Source organism: Staphylococcus equorum (assembly GCF_001747895.1).
Classification (GTDB): Bacteria; Bacillota; Bacilli; order Staphylococcales; family Staphylococcaceae; genus Staphylococcus; species Staphylococcus equorum_A.
In genome coordinates this window covers 48,331-72,411 of record NZ_LNNB01000026.1, presented here as the reverse complement: position 1 = coordinate 72,411, position 24,081 = coordinate 48,331, and the positions used below count along the sequence as shown (strand labels likewise).

Sequence of the window (24,081 nt, the reverse complement as noted above, 5' to 3'; positions counted from 1 at the left end):
TTAAGGTTCTATCGACTAAGCCCACCGAAATGAGAGGATAAATTATGCACGTCACTTTCTTCTATACTTAATGCATCCTCATTTGTCGTATGTTGTAAGACTGAACATTTCGTCGCAAAATCTATAGTCTCGTCTAATTGCCAATTACGAATGAGTCCATGTAAGACACCAGCCATAAATGCATCACCGGCTCCAATGCGATTCAGTACCGTATATTGATAAGCTTCGCCTTCAATATAGTTTTGATGTGCTAACATAATACCTTGTAATGTACTTTGCTCAATATCTCTATTACTGGAAGCCATTAATGGTATCTCATATTGTGCTTGAATCGTTTCGGCACATGTCTTCATATCATCTTCTTCTGAATTTGTCTCAAGTAAATGCGTCGCATCCTTTTTACCAAAGAAGAGTACGTCAACAAGTGGAAGTACAGACTTGATTACTGGTACTGCTTCTTCTTTGGTCCACAAGTTACTTCTGAAATTAATATCAAATACGATTTTAACACCTTGTTGTTTCAATTTAGATAGTATATCAACGATGTGTTGTCGCACTACTGTATTAACTGCCAATGTAATACCAGTCAATACAAAGTAATCACCACTTTGTATTGGTAAGCCCTCGATGACGCTTGCCCCATGTTCTGCGAAAGTTGAATGTTCGCGATCATAAATGACTTTACCACTTCGGAAGTCAAAGCTCTCTTCCATATAATATGTGCCTATTCTACCGTCTTGTTGTTTCACAAATGTTGTACCTACTTGTGTCTGATACATCTTTTTCAATGCTAAATTACCTAACGCGTGTTGTGGTAATACTGTTAACATTTCAGTAGCGTGCCCAAATTGAGATAAGGTCACGAGCGCATTTAATTCTGCACCTCCAACATTAACACCAAATGTATTGGCATCTTTCAGTTGTTTGTAATCAGGTGGAGTATAGCGTAGTAATACTTCTCCAAATCCAAATACCGTCATAGTTATACCTCTCTTTTTAGTTCAGAAATATATTGCACTAAAGCTTCTTTTCCTTGTTGTTGATAAATTTTTGTGATTTCACTGCCAATACCTACTGCAAAACTACCTGCGTCTAACCATTCTTTTTGATTATCTTTGCCCACGCCACCAGTTGGAACAATCTCAATTTGTGGTAATGGACCTTTGAAATCTTTGATAGATTTAGGTGAAAACTGTGTAGCTGGGAATAGTTTTAATACTTTACAACCATAGCGTAAAGATTCGACCATTTCTTTAACAGTCATGCATCCTGGAATATACGGAACATCATACAAGTTAGCGATTTTAGCTGTTTCCTCATCAAAAGATGGGCTTACAATAAATTTAGCACCGTTTAAAATTGCTGTACGTGCTGATACGCTATCAAGTACAGTACCTGCACCAATCAGCGCGTCTTCTCTTTTAGATAATTCAGCAATAATTTCTATTGCATTTGGCGTTGTTAAAGTCACTTCGATAATATTAAGCCCTTGTTCTATAATTACATTTGAAATATCTAAAAACGTCTCCGGGTTGTCTGTGCGCATCACTGCAATGTGTTGACCTTCTTGAATATACTTCATCGTATCTCTTGAATTCATCTTTACATCTCCTTATAAATTTCATTTCTTGTGTTTGCTTGCTAAAAATAACAACGTTGTTATTAAGATTCAAAAAAATATTCTAACGCTTATCTCTATGGTATAATTAATTCTAACTTAAATCAATCTATTTCAAGGAGAACTTTTATGGCTGTAACTTTAAAAGATGTTGCCGAAGCCTGTGGTGTCAGTTATTCCACGGTCAGTAAAGCATTAAAAAATTCCCAACTCGTTAAACCAAAAACAAAACAAATGATTCAACAAAAAGCGCTTGAAATGAATTACATACCTAATCATTCGGCACGAGCACTCGTTTCTAAAAGAAGTGGCACAATTGGATTAATCTGGCCTTCTGTGGATCGTGTTGCCGTGACACATCTAATTTCAGAAATTAATAGAGCTATTAAATCCCTCGGTTATGTCATGTTTGTTTCAATCGATGATGTTGCGGCCGCTTCAAAGAAATTTGTAGAATTCGGCTGTGATGGTATTGTGATCTTTGATGAAGGTGACAATTCAAACTTACCACCTGAAATTTATAATAACGTTCCGGTAGTCGCGTACGGTGTAGACAGAGATATTCCCTACCCGATTATCAATGTCAATCATGCAGAAGCGATGATTATGGCCATTAACGCCCTATTAGAACAAGGTATACAAACGATTGATTACATAGGCGATATTAATACAAACGATGCCCGTCAAATCGCTAAAAAAGATGCGATTACTAATTACTGCAAAGCGCAAAATATTACCTATCGTATTATCGATTCTAACGGATTGAATGCTATAGATGCCGAAGCATCCGTGAAACAATATTTGAAAAGCGACGCGCTTTCTCCTGGTGTGATTTGCGGAAGTTACGATATTACTGTAGGAACGATTAATGCCATTGGACCTGAAAATCAACCAATGATTTATTCTTATGATAATATTCCACAAATTAAAAAATTAGATTACCCTGTCAACGCTATTGGGGTGCCTACATCTGAAATCGCTCAAAAAATCGTGACTACATTAGATAAAGTTATTAAAAATGAACCAACCGATGCAGCATATCATTTACACCCATCATTACAGCATAATATTTAATATATGCAAATTCCATTAAATTAACAAAGCGACCCTAGCTACATTGGACAGTGTAGTCAGGGTCGCACTTGTTTGAGAGATATTTATCTAGAGGGTTATTACTTTTTAATATTACTTCAACTGAAGCATAAGCTTTCTTAAATATATGAAGGCATCTAGCAAGTGATTGTTATAATCTAGGAATGCCATTACTAAGTTGCATTGTGCCTGTCTTGTTGTCTGTTATACAACATAGCGTACACCTATCACTTTATAATGTAATGACACGCTACTTGCTAAAATGCCGTTAATATAACGCGCGCTTTATATATTGCTTGCAAGTTACGTATTACAACACATCTTGTTTGTACAGAAAAAAGTTAACCAATATTTAGAGAGATAGGGATTGTTTTCAGTTTTTAAATGGGAGAACTGATGAATTTTATTGGTTTTAACTATAATTTCTAAAACACGCAACTGTGCAAGCATTGGTCAACATACGATGCATTTGTATCTATATTACAAATGCATCACGTATCTAATCCTACTTTCATCTCTGATTAGTACGTTATGATTACCATTTTTATAAAATTTGAGGACTCCCTTAGTTATCTTCTGCCGTTATGAGTCCTGAGTTGAATTATCGTTTATTATAAAAGCTATCATATATTGATTGTACGTGGATATTCATACATATTGAAAACTCAACTTATAACCATTTTGCAATGATCAGTTAATCAGTACTCATAACCCTCTACAGATTCCATTATATTACTCCTTTATCTATGATTAAAATACATAGTTGGAATATTTGACATTCCTTAGTGGAATACTTCAACTTTAACAACGCTTTTTTATTTCAAATCCTTTAAAAAATTAATCCATTCATGCGTAACATGATTCATATAACTTTCTTTCTTCCATATAACACCTAAATTCCACGCTACATCAGCACCATTTATTTCAATACCGACAACACCATCATTTAAAATATTGACGATACTCTCAGGTAAGATACTCACGCCAATACCATCACGAATCATATTTTCTATAAAAGTAATTTGAGACATTTTAGCTACTGTTTTAGGATGAAAGCCTACTTTTCTACAGCTTTCTATAATTTGATCCTTCAGGTAATAGTCATCATGAAACATAATAAAGCTTTCATCTTTCAAATCCCCTAAATAAATAGATGATTGTTGTGCTAACTCAGAATTTTTATCAACGATAAGTAATAACTTTTCTTTATATAGAGGTACCGCATGATAGATATCCTCATCCACTGGTAAAGTTGTAATACCGACGTCAATTTCATCATTGTTCAAATAAAATTCGACCGCTTTTCCGCCACCTTCAATAACTTCATATGTCACATTAGGATACTTGGAATGAAACTGGTTTAAACTTTCCGTAAATAACCTGACATTCATAATTGCCGATATGCCAATGCGGATATGACCCCTTTCTAAATTTGTTACGTCGCCCATTTCTAAAGATAAATCATCCAAAACTGCTAATGCTTCAACACACTTATCATAAAAAATCTGGCCTATATCCGTTAGAATAATATGTTTTTTTCTTCTATCAAATAAAGTAATGTCAAATTCATTTTCAATACTTTTAATATTTTTACTAATTGTAGACTGTGCGATATATAAATGTTCTGAAGCTTGTGTCATCCCACCATTTCTCACAACTTCTACAAAATATTTCATTTGTTTTATTTCCATATTCTGCTCCTCTGAATAGCCCTATCCTCATTTTATTAACTTAGCGTAATTGTGCAATTGCTTCTTCAGCAGCATCTGCGATTACTTTATCATCTGGCTGACCATCTTTGTCATCTTGTTTTGTATAAATTGCAAGAATAATTGGTTTTTTATGTTTATCTGGATAGATAAATGCCAAATCATTACGCGTAGCATATGTTAAGCCCTGGCCACTTTTATCTCCAACGATATAGTTATCTGGTGCACCTGCTTTAATTAAACTATCGCCCGTTTCATTTTCAATCATAACTTGTTTCAGTAAATCTAAATTCCCATCACTTATTTGGTCACTTGTTAAAATTGTATTTAATGTCTGTGCTGCAGCTCTAGGTGTTGTAGTATCAGCTGTACTATTTGGATCATAGAGATTTAACTCTGGTTCTAAGCGTTGCGGATTAGAAATATTATCACCTAATTGCTTCAACTCATGTTTAAAGGCTTTAACGCCACCAAGTTCTTCCATTATTTTATTATTAGCCATATTATCACTTTGTAACATAGATGCTTTAATTAAATCTTTAAGCGTCATTTGTTTACCTATGTAATTTTCAGTTACAGGTGAATATTCTACAATATCTGCCTCATTAATTGTTATTTTTTTATTTAAATCTTTTTCCGAATAATTATTTAATAACACACCGCTCGCGATGGCTTTAAAAGTAGAAGCAAATGCAAAGCGTTCATTCGCATTGTGTTGAACTTTTTTACCATTCTCAGTATTAATACCATATACGCCAACTGTTGTGTTATTATCTTTTTCTATTTTATCAAATTCATTCGCTGAAACCGTACCATTGCTTAACATGAAAAATAATGCACTAAACACTAAACCCCAAAAAACTTTTTTCATAACTATCCAACTCCCTTAATTTAAATATTCTTATGCTTATGTTAACTATAATTATTATATTGCAAAAATACAATTATTTATAAATCCCTAGATTTTGTTTCTACAATAAAAACCCCTCATTGTCATAATCACTAACAATGAGGAGTGAACAAATCATGCTTTATCATAAATACAACTGATATTCTGTATGGCTATTGGCTATTGGCTTATAGTCATTTCCATTAAATTATCTTTTGTATCAAAGAATGCTGTGTAGCTACCTTCATTTGTTTTATATTTTACAAATGTGCCATCGTCGTTACCAAGTTTACCTTCTTCAGCTATTTCATTAGAACTGTGTGCATCTTTAAATGTATCCTTTGAAACTGAATCTGGTTTAGTGAAGAATGTTGTTTGAAAAACTTCATCATCTTTATTAAATGATGCTGTTGTATCATAAACTGTTTCGTTATACTCAACTTCGGAGTCTGCTTTTGGGTCTACTTTATAACCATCGATTGAGACATTATCGTATTTTAATGCTCTTACAAAATTATAATCTTGTGTAAATGAACCATCATACGTTGTATAACCTTCGTAGTTGTACCATGGCGTTTCAGCTTTTAAACTTGCACTACTTTCAGTGTTGGCACCGCTAGCACCACCTTCACCGTGTCCCCATTTCTGTACTTGCTCTGACTGCGCTTTGACTTCTTGATTATTACTCGTGATATACGCTGCGGAAGAACCTACGACAAGTGTTGATACTATGACTGTTGAAGATAGTAACTTTACTACTTTATTCATAATAAATCACTCCTATTTTGTAGTTTTCCTTTTTGGCGAGTGTAATTATTCACCTTCATCATACTCCGAATCTTGTTAATTGCAAGCATTACCTCTTTTATACATTAAAATTATTATTGGAATTAAATTATATTTTTTTAAACATTAGCAGTTGAAATTTTATCACTATGCGAATTTCCCATGTATAGTGAATATATGAATACGAAATTAGAAAGGATGATATATTATGGTACATATTTTACAAGTCGATTTTCCTTTAGATGGTCCATTTGGAGACGAAATGGCACAACAATTCGCTGATTTAGCAAAATCAATTAATGATGAACCAGGATTTTTATGGAAAATCTGGACTGAGAACGAAACAGCTAAAGAAGCAGGTGGTATTTACGCCTTCGACAGCAAAGCGCATGCTGAAAGTTACTTAAATATGCATAGTGAACGACTCAATGCTATGGGTGTGACTGAAATCAACGCCAAAATCTTCACGATAAATGAAGGATTAACACAGATTACACATGGTCGTGTTGAGTAGATTTTTGGCAGAAGCGTATTAAAAACACCCCAGTAATAGCATCTGAAAAGTGTGCCTATTGTTGGGGTATTTTGTGTAAATTTTAATATTTCCTGGGTAATTGCTTTAATACATCTTTGCCATTTCTTCTGTGAATGTTTGGTAAGTTATTTCATTCTTAGATAATCGTGCTATTAACATATACATTTGTTCATTCTTTGTATATTCTTTTTTATATAATAAATGATTCGCTTTCTTTTCTTCTGGTAATGGATCTTTAATGTTCTCACCTTGTGTAATTGCTGCATAATATCGCATACCTAATAACCGCTGTGACTGGGCATCGATATGAATCTCATCAGGATTGGCTGTTAAACCTTGTGCCGTTACATAGAAACAGTTGTCTTTTGTTTCTGCGACAGTTTTAATCACTTCATTAATTTGAGTGTATTCTGATGCACTTTGACCAAATGCTGCTTTGCCTAAGAAATCTCCTAGCAAGCCCATTACGAATGGCAGTTGAGGTGCATTAAGCGCTTGTCTAAAATGATCCACAACTTGATTTAGCTTAGTTTCGTAGTCAAGATGCTTACCTTCTGAACTATCACTTTCGCCTTGATGCCATAATATACCGATGAGTTCACTGCTTTCCATCGCAAATTCAGCTTCAGAAATGGCATGTCGCGTTAACACTTGATCCTCTGCCCAATCATCAATCGATGTGCCACCATCTGCGCAAGGAATTAAGCCAATTGTCTCATCTGGATGATCATCTAACCACAATTTAGCAAACGATGCTGCGGGACCTATACCTGCAACAGAACGATCACTATGTATCGGTTCGTCCATCATTTGCCATCTACCATTTTTCAACACATGAATGCGCTCATCTACAATCGGCTTCACGCTATCGATAAAGCCACGTCCTGCCATATTAGACTGCCCTATAAGTAAGATTGATTTCATATAAATTTCCCTTCCCATTTTTAGAATGTATTTACTATTAATAATAAATATCATACCTTAAGTGAGTATTGGGGTGAAGTAAAAAGGGATTTTAGTATGACTTTTCACTTCTAATACAACCTATGATTAAACACTTTTCTCACTTTTTATAACTCTTAATAATTTATTTGTGTTTTATTATAGAATCAATATTTTCTAATTTGAAAATGATACAACTCATTAATAATCAGTTTTATATATATTCACTTTATAAATACACTTTACTTTTTATAAGTATTAATTTATTATTAAGATGTTTTGAGAGGAGTTTTTATTTTGGAAAGAAAGATGGAACTTACATATTCTAGGGCTATTTTTTGTATAATAATAGTGATTTTACACACTATGACTGGTTTTATAAATGATTACCATATTTCACATTTTCAAAAAATGAGCGTTAGCTTTATACAAGTAGTTCTATTATTTGCTACACCTTGCTTTATCATATTATCTGAAGTCTTATTAGGAATGAGATATTCCAATAAAGTGCCTAAAAACTTTTTAGCAAAACGTGCTAAATTCATTCTAATACCATATCTATTTTTTGGCTTGTTTGTTACTTTCAAATTGCTCCTAGGTGAATCTTCTAATAATTCATTTTGGAATATCTTTTTGAATATTGTAATAGAAGGTAAGTTTTTTGGATGGTTCGTATTGGTCATCTTCCAATTCTATATTTTACATAATTTGTTTTATAAACTTTTAAGCAAAGCTAATCCGATATTTATGCTTTTAATTTCTTTTATTATTAGTTTTGCACATTCATATTTAATGTACTACAGTACAACCTATCTTGAATTTTGGGATTTCTATCCATTTTTTAGTAGAACGATTATTTTATATTGGCTTTTTTATTTTATAGTTGGATTTTATTTTGGAAAATACTATGATTCAGTTATTGCATTTTTGAAAAATAATTTAAAATGGATTGTACTTCTTTGGATTATGTCTATTTCATATATCGCTTTTAATTTCTTTTACTTAGATGTCCATTTGAACGAATCTAATCGTTTTGATTTATTATTATTTTCAGCAGTAAGCTTTATATTAGTTATATACGTTGCCAAAAAACTCACTCAATTTAATCTTGTATTTATATTTTTAATCAGTGAAATTTCATTTTTCATCTACTTATCACATCAAATTATTGTAGATAATATTTCAAGATCTTTAGCATCATTCGTGACATACCCAATTCCATTCTTTATTTTGACGACTGTGTTTACGTTAGGTTTTTGTATTGGTTTAGCGATTATCTTATCTTTTATTCCATACGTAAGAGTAATTGTAGGAAGAAATACATTACAATCAATGGTTATTAATAACTATAAAAATCATAGCTAATTTAACATTAAAACAATAGAAAAACCCGTCCTAAAAGTTGATTTTTAGAACGGGTTTTTTCTATTGTTTTTGCTGATTTTCATTTATATATTAAATCTTTTAATCATTTCTTCAACTATACGCTCACAAGCATGAATATCTTCATATTTATAAAGTGCCTTCATATCTTCTTTGTATTTGTCTTTCATCCTTAAGCACTGTATTTCTTTAAATAAATCAGTTTCTTTTTTAATAATATCCCCTGGTAATAGACTTTGTTTTTCTTCAGTCATTTCTTCACTTATTAAACTTGATGGCCTATAATAAATGACTTTTTTGTGCATTAAAGCAAAATCAAAGCCTACACTTGAATAATCAGTTATTAACAGTTCATTCTCTTTTAATAACGTATTAACGTTTTTCGCTCCTTCACTAATAACACTGGCATACTCAGTATTAAATAAGTGAGAGAACTTTTGTAAATTCCGATGTAAATAAAAAGTTATTTTATAATCATCATCCATCACTAAACTTGCTATTATTTTATTATTTAATACTGAATTATACGCTTTGAAAAATTCACTTTCTTTAAATTGTGTTTCTGTATATTGAGTTAATTCTTTGCGCCAAGTTGGCATAATTAATATACTTTTTTTTGTAAATATCGGTGAATTCCTATGAATAATAATATCATCGAATCTTGCTAATCCTGTAATAATTACATCTGCTTCTGGATAATTATAATTTTCTACAACTTTTCTTTTTTCTCTTTCAGAAGATACTACAAATAAATTGGTGAATTCATTTGTTTCTTTCCTTCCGTATATATCACTAACATTTCTCGAAGCAATAATGCCATGTTGTAGAAAAACTTTATTTTTGCTCTTTACCATATTTTCAAAATAATTTGTAAAATATGGTAAAACGTAATTAGGCGTATGCGAATGAATAATGACATCTGCTTGTTCTAATAATTTTAAATGTTGTATGGATTGGTATTGAATTATATTACGTTCATATCCTATTGTATTCTCTATATCTTTACTATTATCAGTTAATAAATAATAGATATTAAATTTTTCACTATAATGTTCTATTAAATATTTAAAAAATACAAATCCATTATCTTGTGCTTTTTCTGGATACTCAACGCAAATGACAATAGGTTTCTCATTGTTTTTCATCTTCACTTTATTACTTTTCATATTTTTGTAATACCTATAAGTAAGTTTCGGCACTATAAATATTCTACATGATAAGTTTCCATTTCCTGTCGCATACAGTTTGAATAAACACATTTTATTATCATCAAATTCTCCCCACAGCTCATCTTTATGTTCAAAAAGTGCTTCATGTGTCGCCTTAATCCTTGGTCCATAAGTTGATAAAGGCATTTCTTGAATTTCGTAACTAAAATGGAGATCATAAGCTTCTGTATTATAATTATTAATATCTTTAAATTTTTTTATTAACTGCTGAATCACATTCGAATCAATCTTTATATTAGCGACAACTTGAAATAGATGAGGTCGCTTTTCTATGACCTCAAACGAGCTTGCTTTAAATGGTATGACTATTTTTTGATTGCGAACTTTAATATGTCCTTTAACTACAGTTGGTTTAAAATATTTACATGTAAACTGCAATGAAAATGCGCTATTATCCTTGGATATATCAATTATTTCACAATCTTTATTATAAAAATTAAATATAGAAGGCTTTGTTTTAAAAACAATTGTTAGAACCTCATTACTATCTATATAAACATAATAATTTCCATCTTTATCTTCTAAATATGAATTATCCTTAAATAGTATGTTGGATGTTAGATGACTTACTTTAAGCGGATTCCCTTCCTTATTTACAATATGACAAGGACTGTTTTCAATTTCAAAAAAATGTTTTAGTTCATTTAAAGAAATCATAAATATTTGGTTTTCTTTATTTAGTGGCAAATAGTTATCATCTTTTTTAAGAAACAATAACTCTTCCTCCAAATCTTTAATCATAATATTTTCTGAATCACTAAAGATTTGCATATATATCACCCCCTACTATAGATTTATAAAAAATGACAGATGTTTTTACACATCTGCCACTTAATTTAATTTCTAAATAAATTATAAAATTGATTAATTGCATCTTTGTTGTAAATTTCAGCATCAAATTCAGCATATTCATTCGTATCATTGTCTATAAATTGTTGAATGCTAGTTGTTAAGGTTTCAGCGTCGTTGTCACTTAACATTCCGTATTTTCCATAGTCTAAGACATATTGATTCGCTGGAATATCTGAAGCAAGTACGTTTATTCCAATTGTTAAAGCTTCTAATAGTACCATTGACTGTCCTTCATAATATGACGGCAAAACAAATAAATCACATTCTTTCATAATATAAAACGGATTTCTCTTTTGTCCCATTAAGAATATATTTTCCGTTAAATTCAATGATATTATTAATTTGTTTAATTGATTTTTTAGAGGGCCGTCGCCTAAGATATATAATTTTGTAGAAGGATTATTTTTAACTATTTCTTCAAATGACTTAATTAAATTATCAAATCCCTTTTCAGGAGATAAACGTCCCATAGCCATAACTTTGTAATCCTTTTCATGGAAAGGTACACTTGATATATGCTTATCTATTTGCCTAACAATCACTCTTTCCCCATTCTTCATAAAGATATCATTATCATCATTGACTTGATCATTAATTTTTTCTAGATTGATTGTATTAACTGCTGCTTTATACTTCTCATTTGTTTTATTGTTTCCTATCTTTTTCAGATTTTCGTCTTTTGTTACTTCAGATACACTCACTAATTTGTCAAACAATGGGTACATTGACATAATTCCTTTTAAATTAACATAATGTGGTCTCAAACCATTAACTGTACGTTCCATATCCATTTTCATATCGCTGTGTAAATATACGAGCTTTGTTTTAGCTTCACTTGCTATTACTAATTCTGACCAAAACATCGCATAACCACTGAAATCAATAGCAACATCAAACTTTGAATTCCCAAATATTTTTCTGAATTCTCGTTTATATAAATTATCTGGATATATTTTCTCTTCAAATTTCGTTCTAAGACTACGATTTTGTACTAATTTATTTCTATAATATTCGGTTGTCGTAGCTAATAATGGCCCTTTACGCAAAACAACTCTAACATTTTCATTAATATTTTTAATGTTTTCAATAGCATCTTTATTTTTGCTCAATTGAGTGAAAATAGTTACATCATATTGATCATAATTAATATTTTCTAACAAATTATTGATTGATGTCGTGATTCCATTAGGCTTCATACCACCAGGATAAATTAGGATACTTTTCTTTGGTTGTACATCTTCTTCATTTGGCTTTTTAATATTATTAAACACTTGATTTACAACACGTTCTGTCACATGTCCATCATCTAAATTAACGAACTGTGCTTTATAAGTCTCATAGTTCTTTTGGTAATTAGGTAAAACCGTTTTTTCGTTCTGAATCGCTTCAACCAATGCTTCTGTTGTATGTATAGAAGGTCCGGGCAAAGTGTCTACGTCTAAATACAGACCTCTACTTTCTTCATACGCTTCATAGTCTGGTGTATAGAAAATAATCGGTTTATCTGTAACTAAAAAATCGAAGAATATACTAGAATAGTCTGTCACAAGCAAATCAACAACGCTTAACAATTCATTAGTATCAAACCCATCATTCACTAAATATGGTTTTAATTTTTTATTATTTTTTGCTTTATCAAATATAAATGGATGCACTTTTAAGAGCACTTGGTACTTAGTTGTTTCATTCAATATTTTAACTGTTTCTAAGGTTTCTTCTAATGTATCTTCAGGATTATGTACGGCTGCCCCTCGCCATGTTGGTGAAAACAACAATATCGGATCACTACTCACATTAATACCCTGTTTTTTCAACTTTCTTTTCACTTCTTTTTCATCGGTATTAAACGTAGCATCAATTCTAGGATAACCAACTTCTAAGATTGCTTCTTCATTTAGGCCTTGTAATTTAAACGCATTTTCAAATATTTCTGTAGTGTGTCTATTGGGAGAAATAAGATAATCTGAACTCAAAAAGTTTTTTATCGTATTTTGTGTCTCTATCAAATTATCTTTTATATCAAGTCCCATTAATTTTAATGGTGTACCATGCCATGTATTAACATAAATTTGCTCTGGTTTTTTAGTGAAGTAAGCTGGAAAAGTCGCATTGTTAATTAAATACTTACATTTAGTTAAATAATATAAGTAGTCTTCGCTTTCTTTAATAATAAATTTTATATTTTTTTGCTTACAATATTTTTTCGCATATGCTTTTTGCTGAGCTTGTGTACTAACAATCCATATATGCTGATACTTTCCAAATGACTTATCATGAATTAAATAGTTGAAAATAGCATATGGACTATCAGTCATGCTTTTTCCATCTCGCACTTGATACATTACAAAATGCTCATCTACTTCAGTATTTTTATATAATTTTGCATAATGCATCACATTGCGGGTGTATCTGCTTCTAGCTTTTAACTTCACTGGATCTAATAGAAATTTTAATTTCCGTTTTGCTTGATTCAATATAATTTTTTTTACTTTTTGCATTATCTCACTCCCATTCTCCAGTTTTTTAATTATTATCAGTGTAGTTGATATACTCTTTCAAGCCTTCTTCTACACTATATTTTGGTGTATAACCTAATGCTTTCAAATCATCAATTTCTGCATAAGAATGTTTAATGTCCCCACTTCTTGCTTCAGTAAAACTGTAATCAATCGTTTTAGAATATATTTTTTTGAATTCATCAAACATTTGAAGTAACGACAATGGTTTGCCAGTACCTAAATTATAAATTCCACCGTTCGCATTAGCACTGTTAATGACAATGGATACAGCTTGAACTAAATCTTTCACATATACAAAATCTCTTGTTTGTTCACCATCGCCAAAGAATTTAAATGCTTCATCATTTTGGAATTTATTATGCATAATTGATAATACCCCTGAATATGGTGAGCTTGGATCTTGTCTCGGACCGTATATATTAAAGAATCTTAATGCTGTCGTAGGTAAGCCATATAATTTATTATACAATTTCGTATATTGTTCACCTGCATACTTTTCTATTGCGTAAGGTGATTCTGGATCTATAAATGTTTCGACTTGTTTCGGTAAACCTTTAGTGTTCCCATATACTGCAGCTGAAGAAGCAAAAACGAATTTTTTGAGATTCTCATTATACTGTCTATTAGCTTCTAAGATATTAAGTGTGCCATCGATATTAACCTTTTGAGAAAGTATCGGGTTATTTATTGTTTCTACTACACTTACAACAGCAGCTAAATGAATGACAATATCAAATTGTTCTTTCTTTATAAGGTCTTGAACAAGTGTTTTATTAGTTACATCATTTTCAATAAAATGTAAATCATCAATGAACGATACATTAGAGCGATGACCAGTACTTAAATTATCTAAAATAAAAACCTCGTAATTACTATTAATAAAATACTCTGCTAAATGTGAACCTATAAAACCTGCGCCGCCTGTAATTAATATTTTCATTTTATTTCCCCCATTAGTTTAAATTATTCTTTACTCCCCTTTTTAAAAGCATCTATTTCTTATTTAAAATAAATTGTAAACTTTGTAAATAGTATATGTATTTTGCAAAGTTTGTATTAATCTTAAGTATATCAAAAATTCCCTTTATATTATACGAATCAAAAAATGACTATCAAGTTAATGATAGTCATTTTTTGATTTATTCACTTTGTTGTTCCAATAATCTTTGATAAAAGTAATTGGCTACTACGATATCAACGATGGCTACGCCTACGGATTTGAAAATCGTAATTTCATCTTTTGATAGTCTGCCTTCTAATTTTGCAGAAACAATGTTCCCGAGTTCGCCGTATAAAACATCTGCCTTAAATACACCTTCTGCTACGGGATTAATTAAGTCTCCTGTTTCTTCCATGGCCGCTTCTACGGCTTCTACAACAACCTTGTCAGCATCAGCAATGGCTTGAGATGGTAATTCTTGCATATCTGGTTTAAAGGAACCGACAGCATTTAAGTGAACGCCTGGCGCTAAACGCTTATGAAATACTGGTTCTGTTGCATTGGTAGCAGTTACGATGACGTCCGCGTCTTCTATTGCCTCTTCTACGTTATCAAACACTGCTAAATCTAGATTTGGATATGCACTTTGTACTTGTTCAGCAAAGGTCACAGCTTTTTCATACGTGCGATTGTAAAACTGAATACGGTCAATCGCTCTTACGGCGAGGACTGCTTTAATAAGACCTTCCGCTTGATCACCTGTGCCTATGACACATAAGCTTTTAGCGTCTTCACGTGCAAGGTATTTCGTTGCCACACCTGATATCGCACCTGTGCGTATCTTCGTTAAATAAGATCCCTCGAGTACCGCTAGTGTTTCACCCGTTTCATAATCGGATAAAATAACAGAACCTACGATGGTTTTCTTGCCGACTTTAGTATTATTGGGCGCCACGGTCACTGTCTTAAGTCCGACAATCTTCAATTCATCTGATAATGCCGGCATCACGAGATAACGGTTATCTTCATTAAAAGGTAACGAATAGCGCAAAGGTGTATCAGTCTTACCCTCTGAATATGCACATAGGGATTCCGCTACTGCTTCAACAATTTCTGACATATCTAATAATTGTGCTTGTTCTTCTTCACTTATAAAAAGCATAAAACACCTCTATTCCGTATCATTTGTTTCAAGAATGTCGGTTTTCTTTTCAAATTTATTCTCGAATAGTATTAAGAGTCCAAATAAAATGACGATTATCAATAATATAAGCCACGCCAAACTATTTTTTATAAATAAAAAGTCAAAAAAGATTGCTGCCATCAGTCCATAAGCAATCATATCTTTAACGTATAAAATCCAATAGTCAGCTTTCACACTCATAAACGTGTTTATATTGTCATCTTGTGTTTGTATATCATATAAAGTCACTTTCAATCTGCGAATTACAATAAAAATCAATATTAAAATCGTAACTGCAGTGAGCAGTTTATTATACAAACTATTTTCTAGTATTTCTGACATTGCAAGACAAGCAATGGTAAAAATAATAGATATCCAACTTGTATCATTTGCGTCTGGACCTTTCATCAGTAATTCACCCTCAAGTCATCAATATATTAAGTTATCTATAACGTAACATATTTTTATTGAAAATTATCACTGAATTAAGATTAAATATTATTTATATCTTTTAATTATTGAACAGTATAACCACCATCTATTAAAATAGCTTGTCCGGTAACACTTTTAGCGCTGTCACTACACAAGAATAATGCATAATCGGCGATATCTTTAATATCTAATAAACGTTTTTGTGGAATCAATGGATATAACACGTCTTCTAACACTTGCTCTACGTCGACGCCTCTATCTTTAGCTAAATCTGCCATTTGATTACGTACGAGTGGCGTATCTATGTAGCCAGGACAAATCGCATTGACTGTAATGCCCTCCGCCGCCGTTTCCAAAGCTGAGACTTTTGTTAAACCGATAATGCCGTGTTTAGCGCTGTTATAGGCTGCTTTTCCAGCAAAACCAATCACGCCATTAATTGAAGCCATATTTAATATACGACCAAATTGTTGTTCTTTCATAATCGGCAATGCATATTTTGTACCAATAAAACTGCCAGTTAACATGATATCAATCATTTGTCTGAACTTGTCAGTTGGGAATGATTCGATACTTTCAACATGTTGTAAACCTGCGTTATTAAATAAAATGTCTAAACGACCATACTTTGCTACAGTTACATCTACCATATTCTTAACTGCTACTTCGTCAGTGACATCTACTTGAACTGGCATGCAATCGTAACCTTGGTCTTTCAAATCATGCGTTTCTTGAGCTAACTTTTCATTATTTAAATCAGCTAACACGACTTTAGCACCATTTTCTAAAAACACTCTTGCAATCCCTAAACCGATACCACTTGCCGCACCTGTAATAATGACTACTTTATCTTTGACCATTCTCCACACCTACTTCAAATGATTTTCAAATTGCGCTTCTGTATTGGCTTCAACTTCTTCCAAAGTGACACCATCTTGCAATTCAACAAGCTTCATCACTCCGTGTTCAAATTGAAATACTGCTAAATCTGTAATTAATGTGTTAACGACGCCAGCACCTGTGAGTGGTAATTCACATTGTGCTTTAATCTTAGACTCACCATGTTTATTCATGTGATCCATAATTACGACGACCTTTTGTGCGCCGACGACTAAATCCATCGCCCCACCCATACCTTTGACTAATTTACCTGGAATCATGTAATTGGCTAAATCTCCAGTTTGCGAGACTTCCATGCCCCCAAGGATTGCTAAGTCGATATGTCCACCACGAATCATAGCGAAGGATTCCGCATTATCAAAATACGACGCACCTTTCGCAGCAGTCACCGTTTCTTTACCTGCATTGATTAAGTCTGGGTCCACTTCGGCGTCTGTTGGATAAGTTCCGATACCTAACAAACCATTTTCAGATTGGAAAAAGACATTCTCTACGTGGTCATTGATTTCATTGGCCACAAGCGTAGGCATACCAATACCTAAATTAATTACCATATCGCTTTTAATCTCTTGTGCAGCACGTTGAATAATCTTCTTACGCTGTAATTGTTTATCCATGATTAGCCTCCTTCACTGTGCGTTTCTCAATGCGTTTTTCAAAATGCTCTCCTAAATAAATAAAGTCGACGTAAACGCCTGACATATGTACTTCATCCGGATCAATTTCTCCAACTTCAACTAATTCTTCAACTTCAACGACAGTCGTTGTGGCAGCCATCGCACATAAGGGATTGAAATTACGCGCAGTTTTTTCAAAAACTAAATTGCCAAAAGTATCTGCTTTTTGCGCTTTTACAATACCAAAATCACCTTTAATCGCACGTTCCATCACATACGTTTCACCATCAAATTCACGTGTTTCTTTACCTTCAGCAATTAACGTACCTACACCTGTTTTCGTATAAAAAGCAGGTATACCTGCGCCACCTGAGCGTAATTTCTCAGCTAATGTACCTTGTGGTGTTAATTCTACATCTAATTCACCATTAATTAATTGTTGTTCAAATATTTTATTTTCACCCACGTAGGAACTAATCATTTTATCAATTTGTTGTTTCTCTAATAAACGGCCTAAGCCAAAATCATCTACACCACAGTTATTACTTACTACTGTTAAAGCTTTCGTACCCTTCGTACGGATTGCTTCGATAGCATGTTCTGGTATGCCACATAACCCAAAGCCACCAGCAAGCACAGTCATACCATCCTCTAGTCCATCGAATGCTGTATGTATATCCTTAATTACTTTCGACATAAATAAACCTCATTTCTATCTATTTTTTAACACCTAGTACTAAAAACGATTATACTTGAAACTGCTAGTGAAGTCTTTTATTTATGTTTGCGGTTACATTAATTGATGATTTAAAGATTATAGTATTATAAATCAAAAAAAGTTGTCAGCACATTGGCTAACAACTTTAAAATTCACATTCTATTATTATGCTATCTCAATCTGGAAACGGCGTATGACTGTACCATCATCCAATGTAGAAGGTTCGATTTCTTCGCCACCGTTATGCTTAATTACTGCTACGGAAACTTCATTATCTTGATCACAAGTAATCAAAGCTTCTTGAACACCAATTCTTGATAAGTAGTCTAAAGATTTCTTCAACAACTTGTTGCCAAAACCTTTGCCACGGTGTTTATTACGAATGCCGTAGCCAACATGGCCGCCGACTTTTTTCAGTCTATCGTTTAAGTTATGACGAATATTGGCAGCACCGATGATTTCATCATCATCTATTAAAAACAATGTCGTATTATCTACAGTTTGGTCGTGTGATTTGTTATCTGCTAATTCGTGAACTATTTCTTCAAAATCACTATATTTCGTAATGTTTGTAATCTCAGGCACTACCTTTTCATCATGATCAATCCATTCTCTCATATAATCACAATACATTGCTTCGTCACCCATTGTTAATTCTCTAAATTCAACCATGTTGACACTCCTTCCTTCTAAGTTATTACTATTACTCATCTATGATTTCGTTGTGTGTATTTAAATAGTACACATAATGATCTGTCCATTTGCCATCCTCAAATATGAAACCTTTGCGTACACATTCGAATTGAAAGCCCACTTTTTCAATCAAACCGATTGAAGGCACATTATCTATATTGATATGTGCTTCAAGTCTGTGAAAATGCAACGTATCTCGTGCTTGTTTAACTAATTCTGCCACTGCTTCATAAGCAAAGCCTTGATTCCAGTATTGATTATGAATAAAATAACCAATTTCAGCCCACTGAAAATTGTCACGGCTTAAGTTTTTAATATCAAGCATCCCTAAATGATTCATATCTTCATCAAAAATCCCAAAGATATATAAATCATCTGCTTCAATAGCTTGTTGTTGCCTTACTATAAGTGCTGCAAACCACGGTTCAGTCGCATGTGACATATCTACTTGGCCTTTATCATATTTAAATTGAGATGGCTTACGGTTTACAAAACCACGCAACCATGTTTCGTAATCATTTTCTTCCAACGGTCTAATGATAAGGCGTTGCGTAGTAAAATGCAACCCTAAATTTTTTGTCATCTAAAATCCCCTTCATAGCGCTATCTGTTATCTAAACTATAACATTTTTAACTATGAAAGCGTATCATTCAATACGGCTTATAACTTAGTGATTGCTCTGATATTAACTCTACAGTTCGTTGTCTATTGTTTTGATCATGATATTTGAAAAACATAGCACTTCTTCTTAAGTAAAACTTGCTTGCTTTGAAGTTGTTTTTTCTAATTTTAACGACTTCTTTTACTAATGAACATACATCATAAGTTACAGGACCAAAACCATTTTGTTCATAGTTGAAATAGCCTGGAGTGTACACTGAATATCTATAAATTTCATCAATATCAAATTGATAATAAATGATTGGTTTTCTTAAATAAGCAATATCAAATGCGATAGACGATACATCTGTTATTAATAAGTTGGTATTGCTAATGATATCTTTATAACTAAATTGATTAGGAATGTTGATATATGTAATCTGCTTAAAAAATTTAGAAAATCTATCTTGCATTCTTGGATGTAAGCACAAATTAATTTTATTGTTCTTATGTTTGGCTATTTGTTGAATCTTAGGATGAGTTATTAATGCATAGATGGATTTATAAAAATGACTTGCTACGAATTGTTTATCACTTACTTCAAGTAGATGAGGTCTCCAAGTAGGCATGATGGTTATAACTTGCTCAGTGCTTTTTTTATTGTGACTTAATAAATCAAACCTAGATAATCCTGAAAGTATCACTTCTTGCTCGCTAAAACCATATTTTTCTATAATTTCTCTTTTCTCTGCTTCAGCACTTGTAATAAAATAATCTATTGGTTTGTTCCGTTTATGTAATAACGTAGATAAGTCGTTTTGAATCACACCATGTTGTAAAAATATGAATTCAAAGTCTAAAAGCTCTCTGATAAATTTTCCATTGATGACACCAAACGGATTAAACAGATATGCTTCTGAGTGTGATGTGAAAAATTTGTTTGTTTTAAACATGAGTATATGGTGTCTTTTACTATTAAATGCAACAACCTTATTACCATATTTTTCACGTAACTTTACAAAGTCTGGGCTAGAAGGATAAATAAGAAAATATGCTTTAACGTCAGGTTTATTTTTTACCACAAAATCAAACAATGCTTCTGCGTTATCACCTGCCTTATCTAATCTATCGACAAATAACCATATTTTGTCATTACTTCTTTTTTTATTAATAATGCCTACTATTTTATATATAGCTGACTTTCTCGTTTTTTTATTTTTAAGTAAGCCAAGTATATTTTTCAATACAATAAGCCGCTTCTTTTTAATATTGAGAATCTTCTTATTATCTTCAATTCTTAACATTCTATTAGCGTATTGTTTAAATGGAATCCTCGTATTACTAAAATTCGTATGCTGTGTTTTACTGACTTGGTTAATCTTTTCTAAATTATTATGATTCACAAGATATTTTAATTCTATCTGCTTGATGTCGTCATTTAAATGTATATCAAATCTGTAAAATTTATTATAACTTATGTTTTTATTCAAAAATTTTTGTGATGTTATAATCGTTTCCTGAACAGGTCGAACGATTTCTTCTTTATTAATTATTACTACAGGTATAACATCAATATTCATGTTAATATTTGGTAAGCTATATCCGCATTTTAATAGTTTGTTTTTTTCATAAAGATATTCTGTCTTTAAATACATATCACTCACATTTTTAATAAAAATCTGGTTAGAATATATTTTATATTCTCCGCTTTCGTGCTTTATATTTAAATTTGTTCCTTCATACTTCACTGATAAAATAGCGATTTGATACACAGCATTAATTTGCTTTAAATGCGCATTAGAGATTACGTCGTCATCCATTCGTTTAAGTAAATGAATGATTTGGTTTGTATATTTTTCTAGTTGTTTACTGTTCAGGGTTGAAAGGGTAATATTTTGATAACTTAATCTATATTGTAAATCATATAAAATCATCATTTGTACGTACTTAGGAATTTTATTGTCATAGCTATCATTGATTAAGTAATTATGGAATCTTTCAATAGTCGGACTATAAAATGTTGGGTTAGATAATGCTTTATCTATAGCTGATGATTCGTCTTTTCTTTTTCTATACCAATAACAACCTTGCGTGTAGCTCATTAAACCAATCTTAAAAGTTTGTTTAATAATATTGTAAACAAATTTAGCATCTTCACCATATTTTAATGAAGTATCAAATGTTATACCTTTAATAGCTGACGTTCTAAAAAACGCAGAAGCAACATTCATTTGAATATAATCGTAATCTTGTTTTAAATCCACGACTTTATTTACTTTGTTTTCATATTTAAAATTTAAGGGATGATCTCCAACAATATTGTCAAAAAACCTTAACCTTGTAGAGATAACGTCAAGCGTAGGATTCATCTCAAAATAATTATATACATTCTTTAAAGTTGTAAGTCCCCACTTGTCATCCGAATCAAGAAAGTTCACATATTTACCTCTTACATACTTTAATCCTGTATTTCTAGCGATAGAAACCCCTTCATTTTTTTTACTTATATAATAAATGTTATTAGGATACCTATTTCTATATTCAGTTAATATAGCATCTGAATTATCCGTCGACCCATCATTCACAAGAATAATCTGTATATCCTCTAAATTCATATTTTGTTTAATAATACTTTCTAATGTTTCTTCAATGTATTGCTCTGTATTATATACAGGTATTACAATGCTCATTTTAAAATCATATTTTTCATATAAAAGTTCATTTAGACTTATGATTTGATAGTCTTCAGTTTCAAATATAGCCAAGTCACTTAAATTTTTATATTTTAGTACGAGATCAATACCATTAATGTCTTCAATTTCAGCTTGTATCATAGATTTTATATGATACGCTATAATAATTTTTTTATATTCATCTCTACAATGTGTTACGATTTCTTCAACTTCATTCATTGATGAAAAACTACCATAAACCACTAATTTCTTCATATTTTTAGTCGCTCCTGAAAATTCGACAATAGCTCCAATGTTTGATTATTCCATTTTAACAATTCATCACTAAATAGAGCGCAGTCTAATACAATATATTATAATTATATTAAGTAAAATATGTGTGGAGGTAAATATAAATTTATTAATATTTTTGTCTAAAAATCGACTCATTAATGCTATAAGTATATTTTCATTCATTATATTGAGAGTGATTCTTAAAAAATAATATTTAAAATAACTTTTCTGTCATTGGAAAGACCATTGATCCATAGTGTAAAAATACTATTTTATAGGTATATAAATAAGTGAAAGCGTTGGATGAATTATATTGTGCTTAACCATTTAGAATTACCTCTAGTAAAAAACACATCTCTTAACTATAAGATGACATGGGTTTGGTATCTTAAGGAGGTTTTTACTATGACTCATAATAGATCTAAAAAATTATTTCTGTTTTTTGGCGTACTGTCATGGTTATCAGTTATGATTTTATTCATTCTGCCAATCTTAGCGCCCTATCAAAATTTTATTGAATCTGAAACTGGTTTGGCTCTCGGTTGGATTATTGTACTACTTGCCTTTATCACGCTATTTTATGTCGCTATTGTAATACTAGATATATATAGCCCTATCGCAACCCAAGTATTGCAATTTGTACTGTTAACTGTAGTCATTATTTGTGCAGTACCGTCTATCACTGCGTTTATTTTGGCATCATTCGTTGTAAATATTAGTATAGTTGAAATATTTATTCCAATTGTACTTGTTATACTAGCAAGTATGCTTCATATCTTATGGTTCACAATTCCATTTATCCAAAATAAACAAACGCGCAAACGTTTAAAGTCTAAAACAGGACTTTAAACACATTGAAAACCCTGCTCATTTTCATATAATCATGTTTAATAACCATGTTACTAAAAAGTAGCATGGTTATTTTAATTATCGTGCATATCATTTAACATTTGCTGTAAAATTTCCATTTCAGTCATCTCCTGATTAATACAAAATTCACCTTGGACATTCAAGAAATCTCTTTCTATAAACCACTTTGCCATTTCTTGTTTATCAAAATTTGTATTTTCTTTCATATGGTGTCTGCGAACGGTCTCATTAAAAGCTAGGTCAAAATAATATACATATGCTTGTATGCCATCATATTCTATTAGCTTTTGTAGCATAGTGCCATACTTTTGTTTATTTAAAATACCCTCAATAATTACATAATTACAGTGCTTAATACCATATTCTGCAATTTCTTCTATTAAGTTAATAGACAAATTTCCAGGTTTATCTTTTACATTGAGCATATGCCTACGCACCTCATCTTGGCCTATTAACATTACTCCTTCACCTAGATAGTTTTGTATATTTTGAGCAATTGTACTTTTACCACTGCCTGAATTCCCTCTAATTATTATGAGTTTTGCCATTTACCCACTCCTAATTCATTTCCTGAAATTTTGTAGTTATTTTCAATTTATTCCCTTTT

The 24,081-nt window shown here is 31.7% G+C and carries 22 protein-coding genes; 4 read left to right on the top strand and 18 right to left on the bottom strand.

What is annotated here, in order from left to right; genetic code table 11:
* Positions 1 to 8: 8 nt before the first annotated feature.
* Both AST02_RS10700 and eda read right to left on the bottom strand, forming a co-directional pair.
* On the bottom strand, positions 9 to 980 hold the full coding sequence (locus AST02_RS10700; RefSeq protein WP_069817751.1) for a sugar kinase: 972 nt from the start codon (positions 978 to 980) through the stop codon (positions 9 to 11).
* A 2-nt stretch (positions 981 to 982) separates the two neighbouring features.
* On the bottom strand, positions 983 to 1,600 hold the full coding sequence (gene eda, locus AST02_RS10695) for a bifunctional 4-hydroxy-2-oxoglutarate aldolase/2-dehydro-3-deoxy-phosphogluconate aldolase (RefSeq protein ID WP_021339679.1): 618 nt from the start codon (positions 1,598 to 1,600) through the stop codon (positions 983 to 985).
* 147 nt (positions 1,601 to 1,747) lie between these two features.
* On the opposite strand from eda, the gene AST02_RS10690 reads away from it, so the two are divergent.
* The gene (locus AST02_RS10690) at positions 1,748 to 2,692 is read left to right on the top strand and encodes a LacI family DNA-binding transcriptional regulator (RefSeq protein WP_021339680.1); all 945 of its coding nucleotides are present in this window, start codon (positions 1,748 to 1,750) and stop codon (positions 2,690 to 2,692) included.
* An 833-nt stretch (positions 2,693 to 3,525) separates the two neighbouring features.
* Here AST02_RS10690 and cidR read toward each other — a convergent pair.
* From cidR to isaB, 3 genes are all read right to left on the bottom strand, one after another.
* Positions 3,526 to 4,401, bottom strand: a complete 876-nt coding sequence (cidR, locus tag AST02_RS10685) for a cidABC operon transcriptional activator CidR (protein ID WP_069817750.1) — start codon at positions 4,399 to 4,401, stop codon at positions 3,526 to 3,528.
* 40 nt (positions 4,402 to 4,441) lie between these two features.
* Positions 4,442 to 5,290, bottom strand: a complete 849-nt coding sequence (gene bla / locus AST02_RS10680) for a class A beta-lactamase (RefSeq protein ID WP_069817749.1) — start codon at positions 5,288 to 5,290, stop codon at positions 4,442 to 4,444.
* A 198-nt stretch (positions 5,291 to 5,488) separates the two neighbouring features.
* The gene (isaB, locus tag AST02_RS10675) at positions 5,489 to 6,076 is read right to left on the bottom strand and encodes an immunodominant staphylococcal antigen IsaB family protein (protein ID WP_069817748.1); all 588 of its coding nucleotides are present in this window, start codon (positions 6,074 to 6,076) and stop codon (positions 5,489 to 5,491) included.
* Positions 6,077 to 6,302: 226 nt separating this feature from the next.
* Between isaB and AST02_RS10670 the strand changes: the two genes are divergently transcribed.
* Entirely contained in the window at positions 6,303 to 6,608 is a 306-nt protein-coding gene (locus AST02_RS10670; protein WP_069817747.1) for a monooxygenase, read from the top strand.
* Between the two features lie 105 nt (positions 6,609 to 6,713).
* Here AST02_RS10670 and AST02_RS10665 read toward each other — a convergent pair whose 3' ends face one another.
* Positions 6,714 to 7,553, bottom strand: a complete 840-nt coding sequence (locus AST02_RS10665; RefSeq protein WP_069817746.1) for a sialate O-acetylesterase — start codon at positions 7,551 to 7,553, stop codon at positions 6,714 to 6,716.
* 315 nt (positions 7,554 to 7,868) lie between these two features.
* Here AST02_RS10665 and AST02_RS10660 point away from each other — a divergent pair, with 315 nt between their 5' ends.
* The gene (locus AST02_RS10660) at positions 7,869 to 8,936 is read left to right on the top strand and encodes an acyltransferase family protein (protein ID WP_069817745.1); all 1,068 of its coding nucleotides are present in this window, start codon (positions 7,869 to 7,871) and stop codon (positions 8,934 to 8,936) included.
* Between the two features lie 83 nt (positions 8,937 to 9,019).
* On the opposite strand, the gene AST02_RS10655 is transcribed toward AST02_RS10660, so the two are convergent.
* The 11 genes from AST02_RS10655 to AST02_RS10605 all read right to left on the bottom strand — a co-directional run bounded on the left by AST02_RS10655 (position 9,020) and on the right by AST02_RS10605 (position 22,586).
* Positions 9,020 to 10,897 (bottom strand): CDP-glycerol glycerophosphotransferase family protein, encoded by a 1,878-nt coding sequence (locus AST02_RS10655; RefSeq protein ID WP_176723022.1) that lies wholly within the window; start codon positions 10,895 to 10,897, stop codon positions 9,020 to 9,022.
* Positions 10,898 to 11,019: 122 nt separating this feature from the next.
* The gene (locus AST02_RS10650; RefSeq protein WP_069817743.1) at positions 11,020 to 13,533 is read right to left on the bottom strand and encodes a glycosyltransferase; all 2,514 of its coding nucleotides are present in this window, start codon (positions 13,531 to 13,533) and stop codon (positions 11,020 to 11,022) included.
* A 25-nt stretch (positions 13,534 to 13,558) separates the two neighbouring features.
* On the bottom strand, positions 13,559 to 14,494 hold the full coding sequence (locus AST02_RS10645; RefSeq protein WP_069817742.1) for an NAD-dependent epimerase/dehydratase family protein: 936 nt from the start codon (positions 14,492 to 14,494) through the stop codon (positions 13,559 to 13,561).
* Between the two features lie 199 nt (positions 14,495 to 14,693).
* Positions 14,694 to 15,656, bottom strand: a complete 963-nt coding sequence (locus AST02_RS10640) for an ornithine cyclodeaminase family protein (RefSeq protein ID WP_069817741.1) — start codon at positions 15,654 to 15,656, stop codon at positions 14,694 to 14,696.
* A gap of 9 nt (positions 15,657 to 15,665) precedes the next feature.
* Positions 15,666 to 16,085: a hypothetical protein gene (locus AST02_RS10635; protein ID WP_069817740.1), complete on the bottom strand. Its 420-nt coding sequence runs from the start codon at positions 16,083 to 16,085 to the stop codon at positions 15,666 to 15,668.
* A gap of 107 nt (positions 16,086 to 16,192) precedes the next feature.
* On the bottom strand, positions 16,193 to 16,969 hold the full coding sequence (locus AST02_RS10630) for a 3-hydroxybutyrate dehydrogenase (protein WP_069817739.1): 777 nt from the start codon (positions 16,967 to 16,969) through the stop codon (positions 16,193 to 16,195).
* 9 nt (positions 16,970 to 16,978) lie between these two features.
* Positions 16,979 to 17,626: a 3-oxoacid CoA-transferase subunit B gene (locus tag AST02_RS10625; protein WP_069817738.1), complete on the bottom strand. Its 648-nt coding sequence runs from the start codon at positions 17,624 to 17,626 to the stop codon at positions 16,979 to 16,981.
* Positions 17,619 to 18,323: a CoA transferase subunit A gene (locus AST02_RS10620; protein WP_069817737.1), complete on the bottom strand. Its 705-nt coding sequence runs from the start codon at positions 18,321 to 18,323 to the stop codon at positions 17,619 to 17,621. The genes AST02_RS10625 and AST02_RS10620 overlap by 8 nt, the downstream gene beginning before the upstream one ends.
* Before the next feature lie 186 nt (positions 18,324 to 18,509).
* Positions 18,510 to 19,016 carry a GNAT family N-acetyltransferase gene (locus AST02_RS10615; protein WP_069817736.1) on the bottom strand — a complete coding sequence of 169 codons (507 nt, stop codon included), beginning with the start codon at positions 19,014 to 19,016 and terminating at the stop codon, positions 18,510 to 18,512.
* Positions 19,017 to 19,047: 31 nt separating this feature from the next.
* A complete protein-coding gene (locus AST02_RS10610) occupies positions 19,048 to 19,620 on the bottom strand; it encodes a GNAT family N-acetyltransferase (RefSeq protein WP_069817735.1) in 573 nt (190 codons plus the stop codon).
* 68 nt (positions 19,621 to 19,688) lie between these two features.
* Positions 19,689 to 22,586 (bottom strand): bifunctional glycosyltransferase/CDP-glycerol:glycerophosphate glycerophosphotransferase, encoded by a 2,898-nt coding sequence (locus AST02_RS10605; protein WP_069817734.1) that lies wholly within the window; start codon positions 22,584 to 22,586, stop codon positions 19,689 to 19,691.
* Between the two features lie 423 nt (positions 22,587 to 23,009).
* On the opposite strand from AST02_RS10605, the gene AST02_RS10600 reads away from it, so the two are divergent.
* Positions 23,010 to 23,453 (top strand): hypothetical protein, encoded by a 444-nt coding sequence (locus AST02_RS10600; RefSeq protein ID WP_069817733.1) that lies wholly within the window; start codon positions 23,010 to 23,012, stop codon positions 23,451 to 23,453.
* A gap of 74 nt (positions 23,454 to 23,527) precedes the next feature.
* Here the strand turns inward: AST02_RS10600 and AST02_RS10595 are convergent, their stop codons facing one another.
* A complete protein-coding gene (locus AST02_RS10595; protein ID WP_069817732.1) occupies positions 23,528 to 24,022 on the bottom strand; it encodes a kinase in 495 nt (164 codons plus the stop codon).
* Between the last annotated feature and the right edge of the window lie 59 nt (positions 24,023 to 24,081).

Excerpts from the sequence above, each read along its gene's own strand:
- AST02_RS10700 (WP_069817751.1), bottom strand. The coding sequence starts at position 980 with ATGACGGTATTTGGATTTGGAGAAGTATTACTACGCTATACTCCACCT.
- eda (WP_021339679.1), bottom strand. The coding sequence starts at position 1,600 with ATGAATTCAAGAGATACGATGAAGTATATTCAAGAAGGTCAACACATT.
- AST02_RS10690 (WP_021339680.1), top strand. The coding sequence starts at position 1,748 with ATGGCTGTAACTTTAAAAGATGTTGCCGAAGCCTGTGGTGTCAGTTAT.
- cidR (WP_069817750.1), bottom strand. The coding sequence starts at position 4,401 with ATGGAAATAAAACAAATGAAATATTTTGTAGAAGTTGTGAGAAATGGT.
- bla (WP_069817749.1), bottom strand. The coding sequence starts at position 5,290 with ATGAAAAAAGTTTTTTGGGGTTTAGTGTTTAGTGCATTATTTTTCATG.
- isaB (WP_069817748.1), bottom strand. The coding sequence starts at position 6,076 with ATGAATAAAGTAGTAAAGTTACTATCTTCAACAGTCATAGTATCAACA.
- AST02_RS10670 (WP_069817747.1), top strand. The coding sequence starts at position 6,303 with ATGGTACATATTTTACAAGTCGATTTTCCTTTAGATGGTCCATTTGGA.
- AST02_RS10665 (WP_069817746.1), bottom strand. The coding sequence starts at position 7,553 with ATGAAATCAATCTTACTTATAGGGCAGTCTAATATGGCAGGACGTGGC.
- AST02_RS10650 (WP_069817743.1), bottom strand. The coding sequence starts at position 13,533 with ATGCAAAAAGTAAAAAAAATTATATTGAATCAAGCAAAACGGAAATTA.
- AST02_RS10645 (WP_069817742.1), bottom strand. The coding sequence starts at position 14,494 with ATGAAAATATTAATTACAGGCGGCGCAGGTTTTATAGGTTCACATTTA.
- AST02_RS10640 (WP_069817741.1), bottom strand. The coding sequence starts at position 15,656 with ATGCTTTTTATAAGTGAAGAAGAACAAGCACAATTATTAGATATGTCA.
- AST02_RS10635 (WP_069817740.1), bottom strand. The coding sequence starts at position 16,085 with ATGAAAGGTCCAGACGCAAATGATACAAGTTGGATATCTATTATTTTT.
- AST02_RS10630 (WP_069817739.1), bottom strand. The coding sequence starts at position 16,969 with ATGGTCAAAGATAAAGTAGTCATTATTACAGGTGCGGCAAGTGGTATC.
- AST02_RS10625 (WP_069817738.1), bottom strand. The coding sequence starts at position 17,626 with ATGGATAAACAATTACAGCGTAAGAAGATTATTCAACGTGCTGCACAA.
- AST02_RS10620 (WP_069817737.1), bottom strand. The coding sequence starts at position 18,323 with ATGTCGAAAGTAATTAAGGATATACATACAGCATTCGATGGACTAGAG.
- AST02_RS10615 (WP_069817736.1), bottom strand. The coding sequence starts at position 19,016 with ATGGTTGAATTTAGAGAATTAACAATGGGTGACGAAGCAATGTATTGT.
- AST02_RS10610 (WP_069817735.1), bottom strand. The coding sequence starts at position 19,620 with ATGACAAAAAATTTAGGGTTGCATTTTACTACGCAACGCCTTATCATT.
- AST02_RS10605 (WP_069817734.1), bottom strand. The coding sequence starts at position 22,586 with ATGAAGAAATTAGTGGTTTATGGTAGTTTTTCATCAATGAATGAAGTT.
- AST02_RS10600 (WP_069817733.1), top strand. The coding sequence starts at position 23,010 with ATGACTCATAATAGATCTAAAAAATTATTTCTGTTTTTTGGCGTACTG.
- AST02_RS10595 (WP_069817732.1), bottom strand. The coding sequence starts at position 24,022 with ATGGCAAAACTCATAATAATTAGAGGGAATTCAGGCAGTGGTAAAAGT.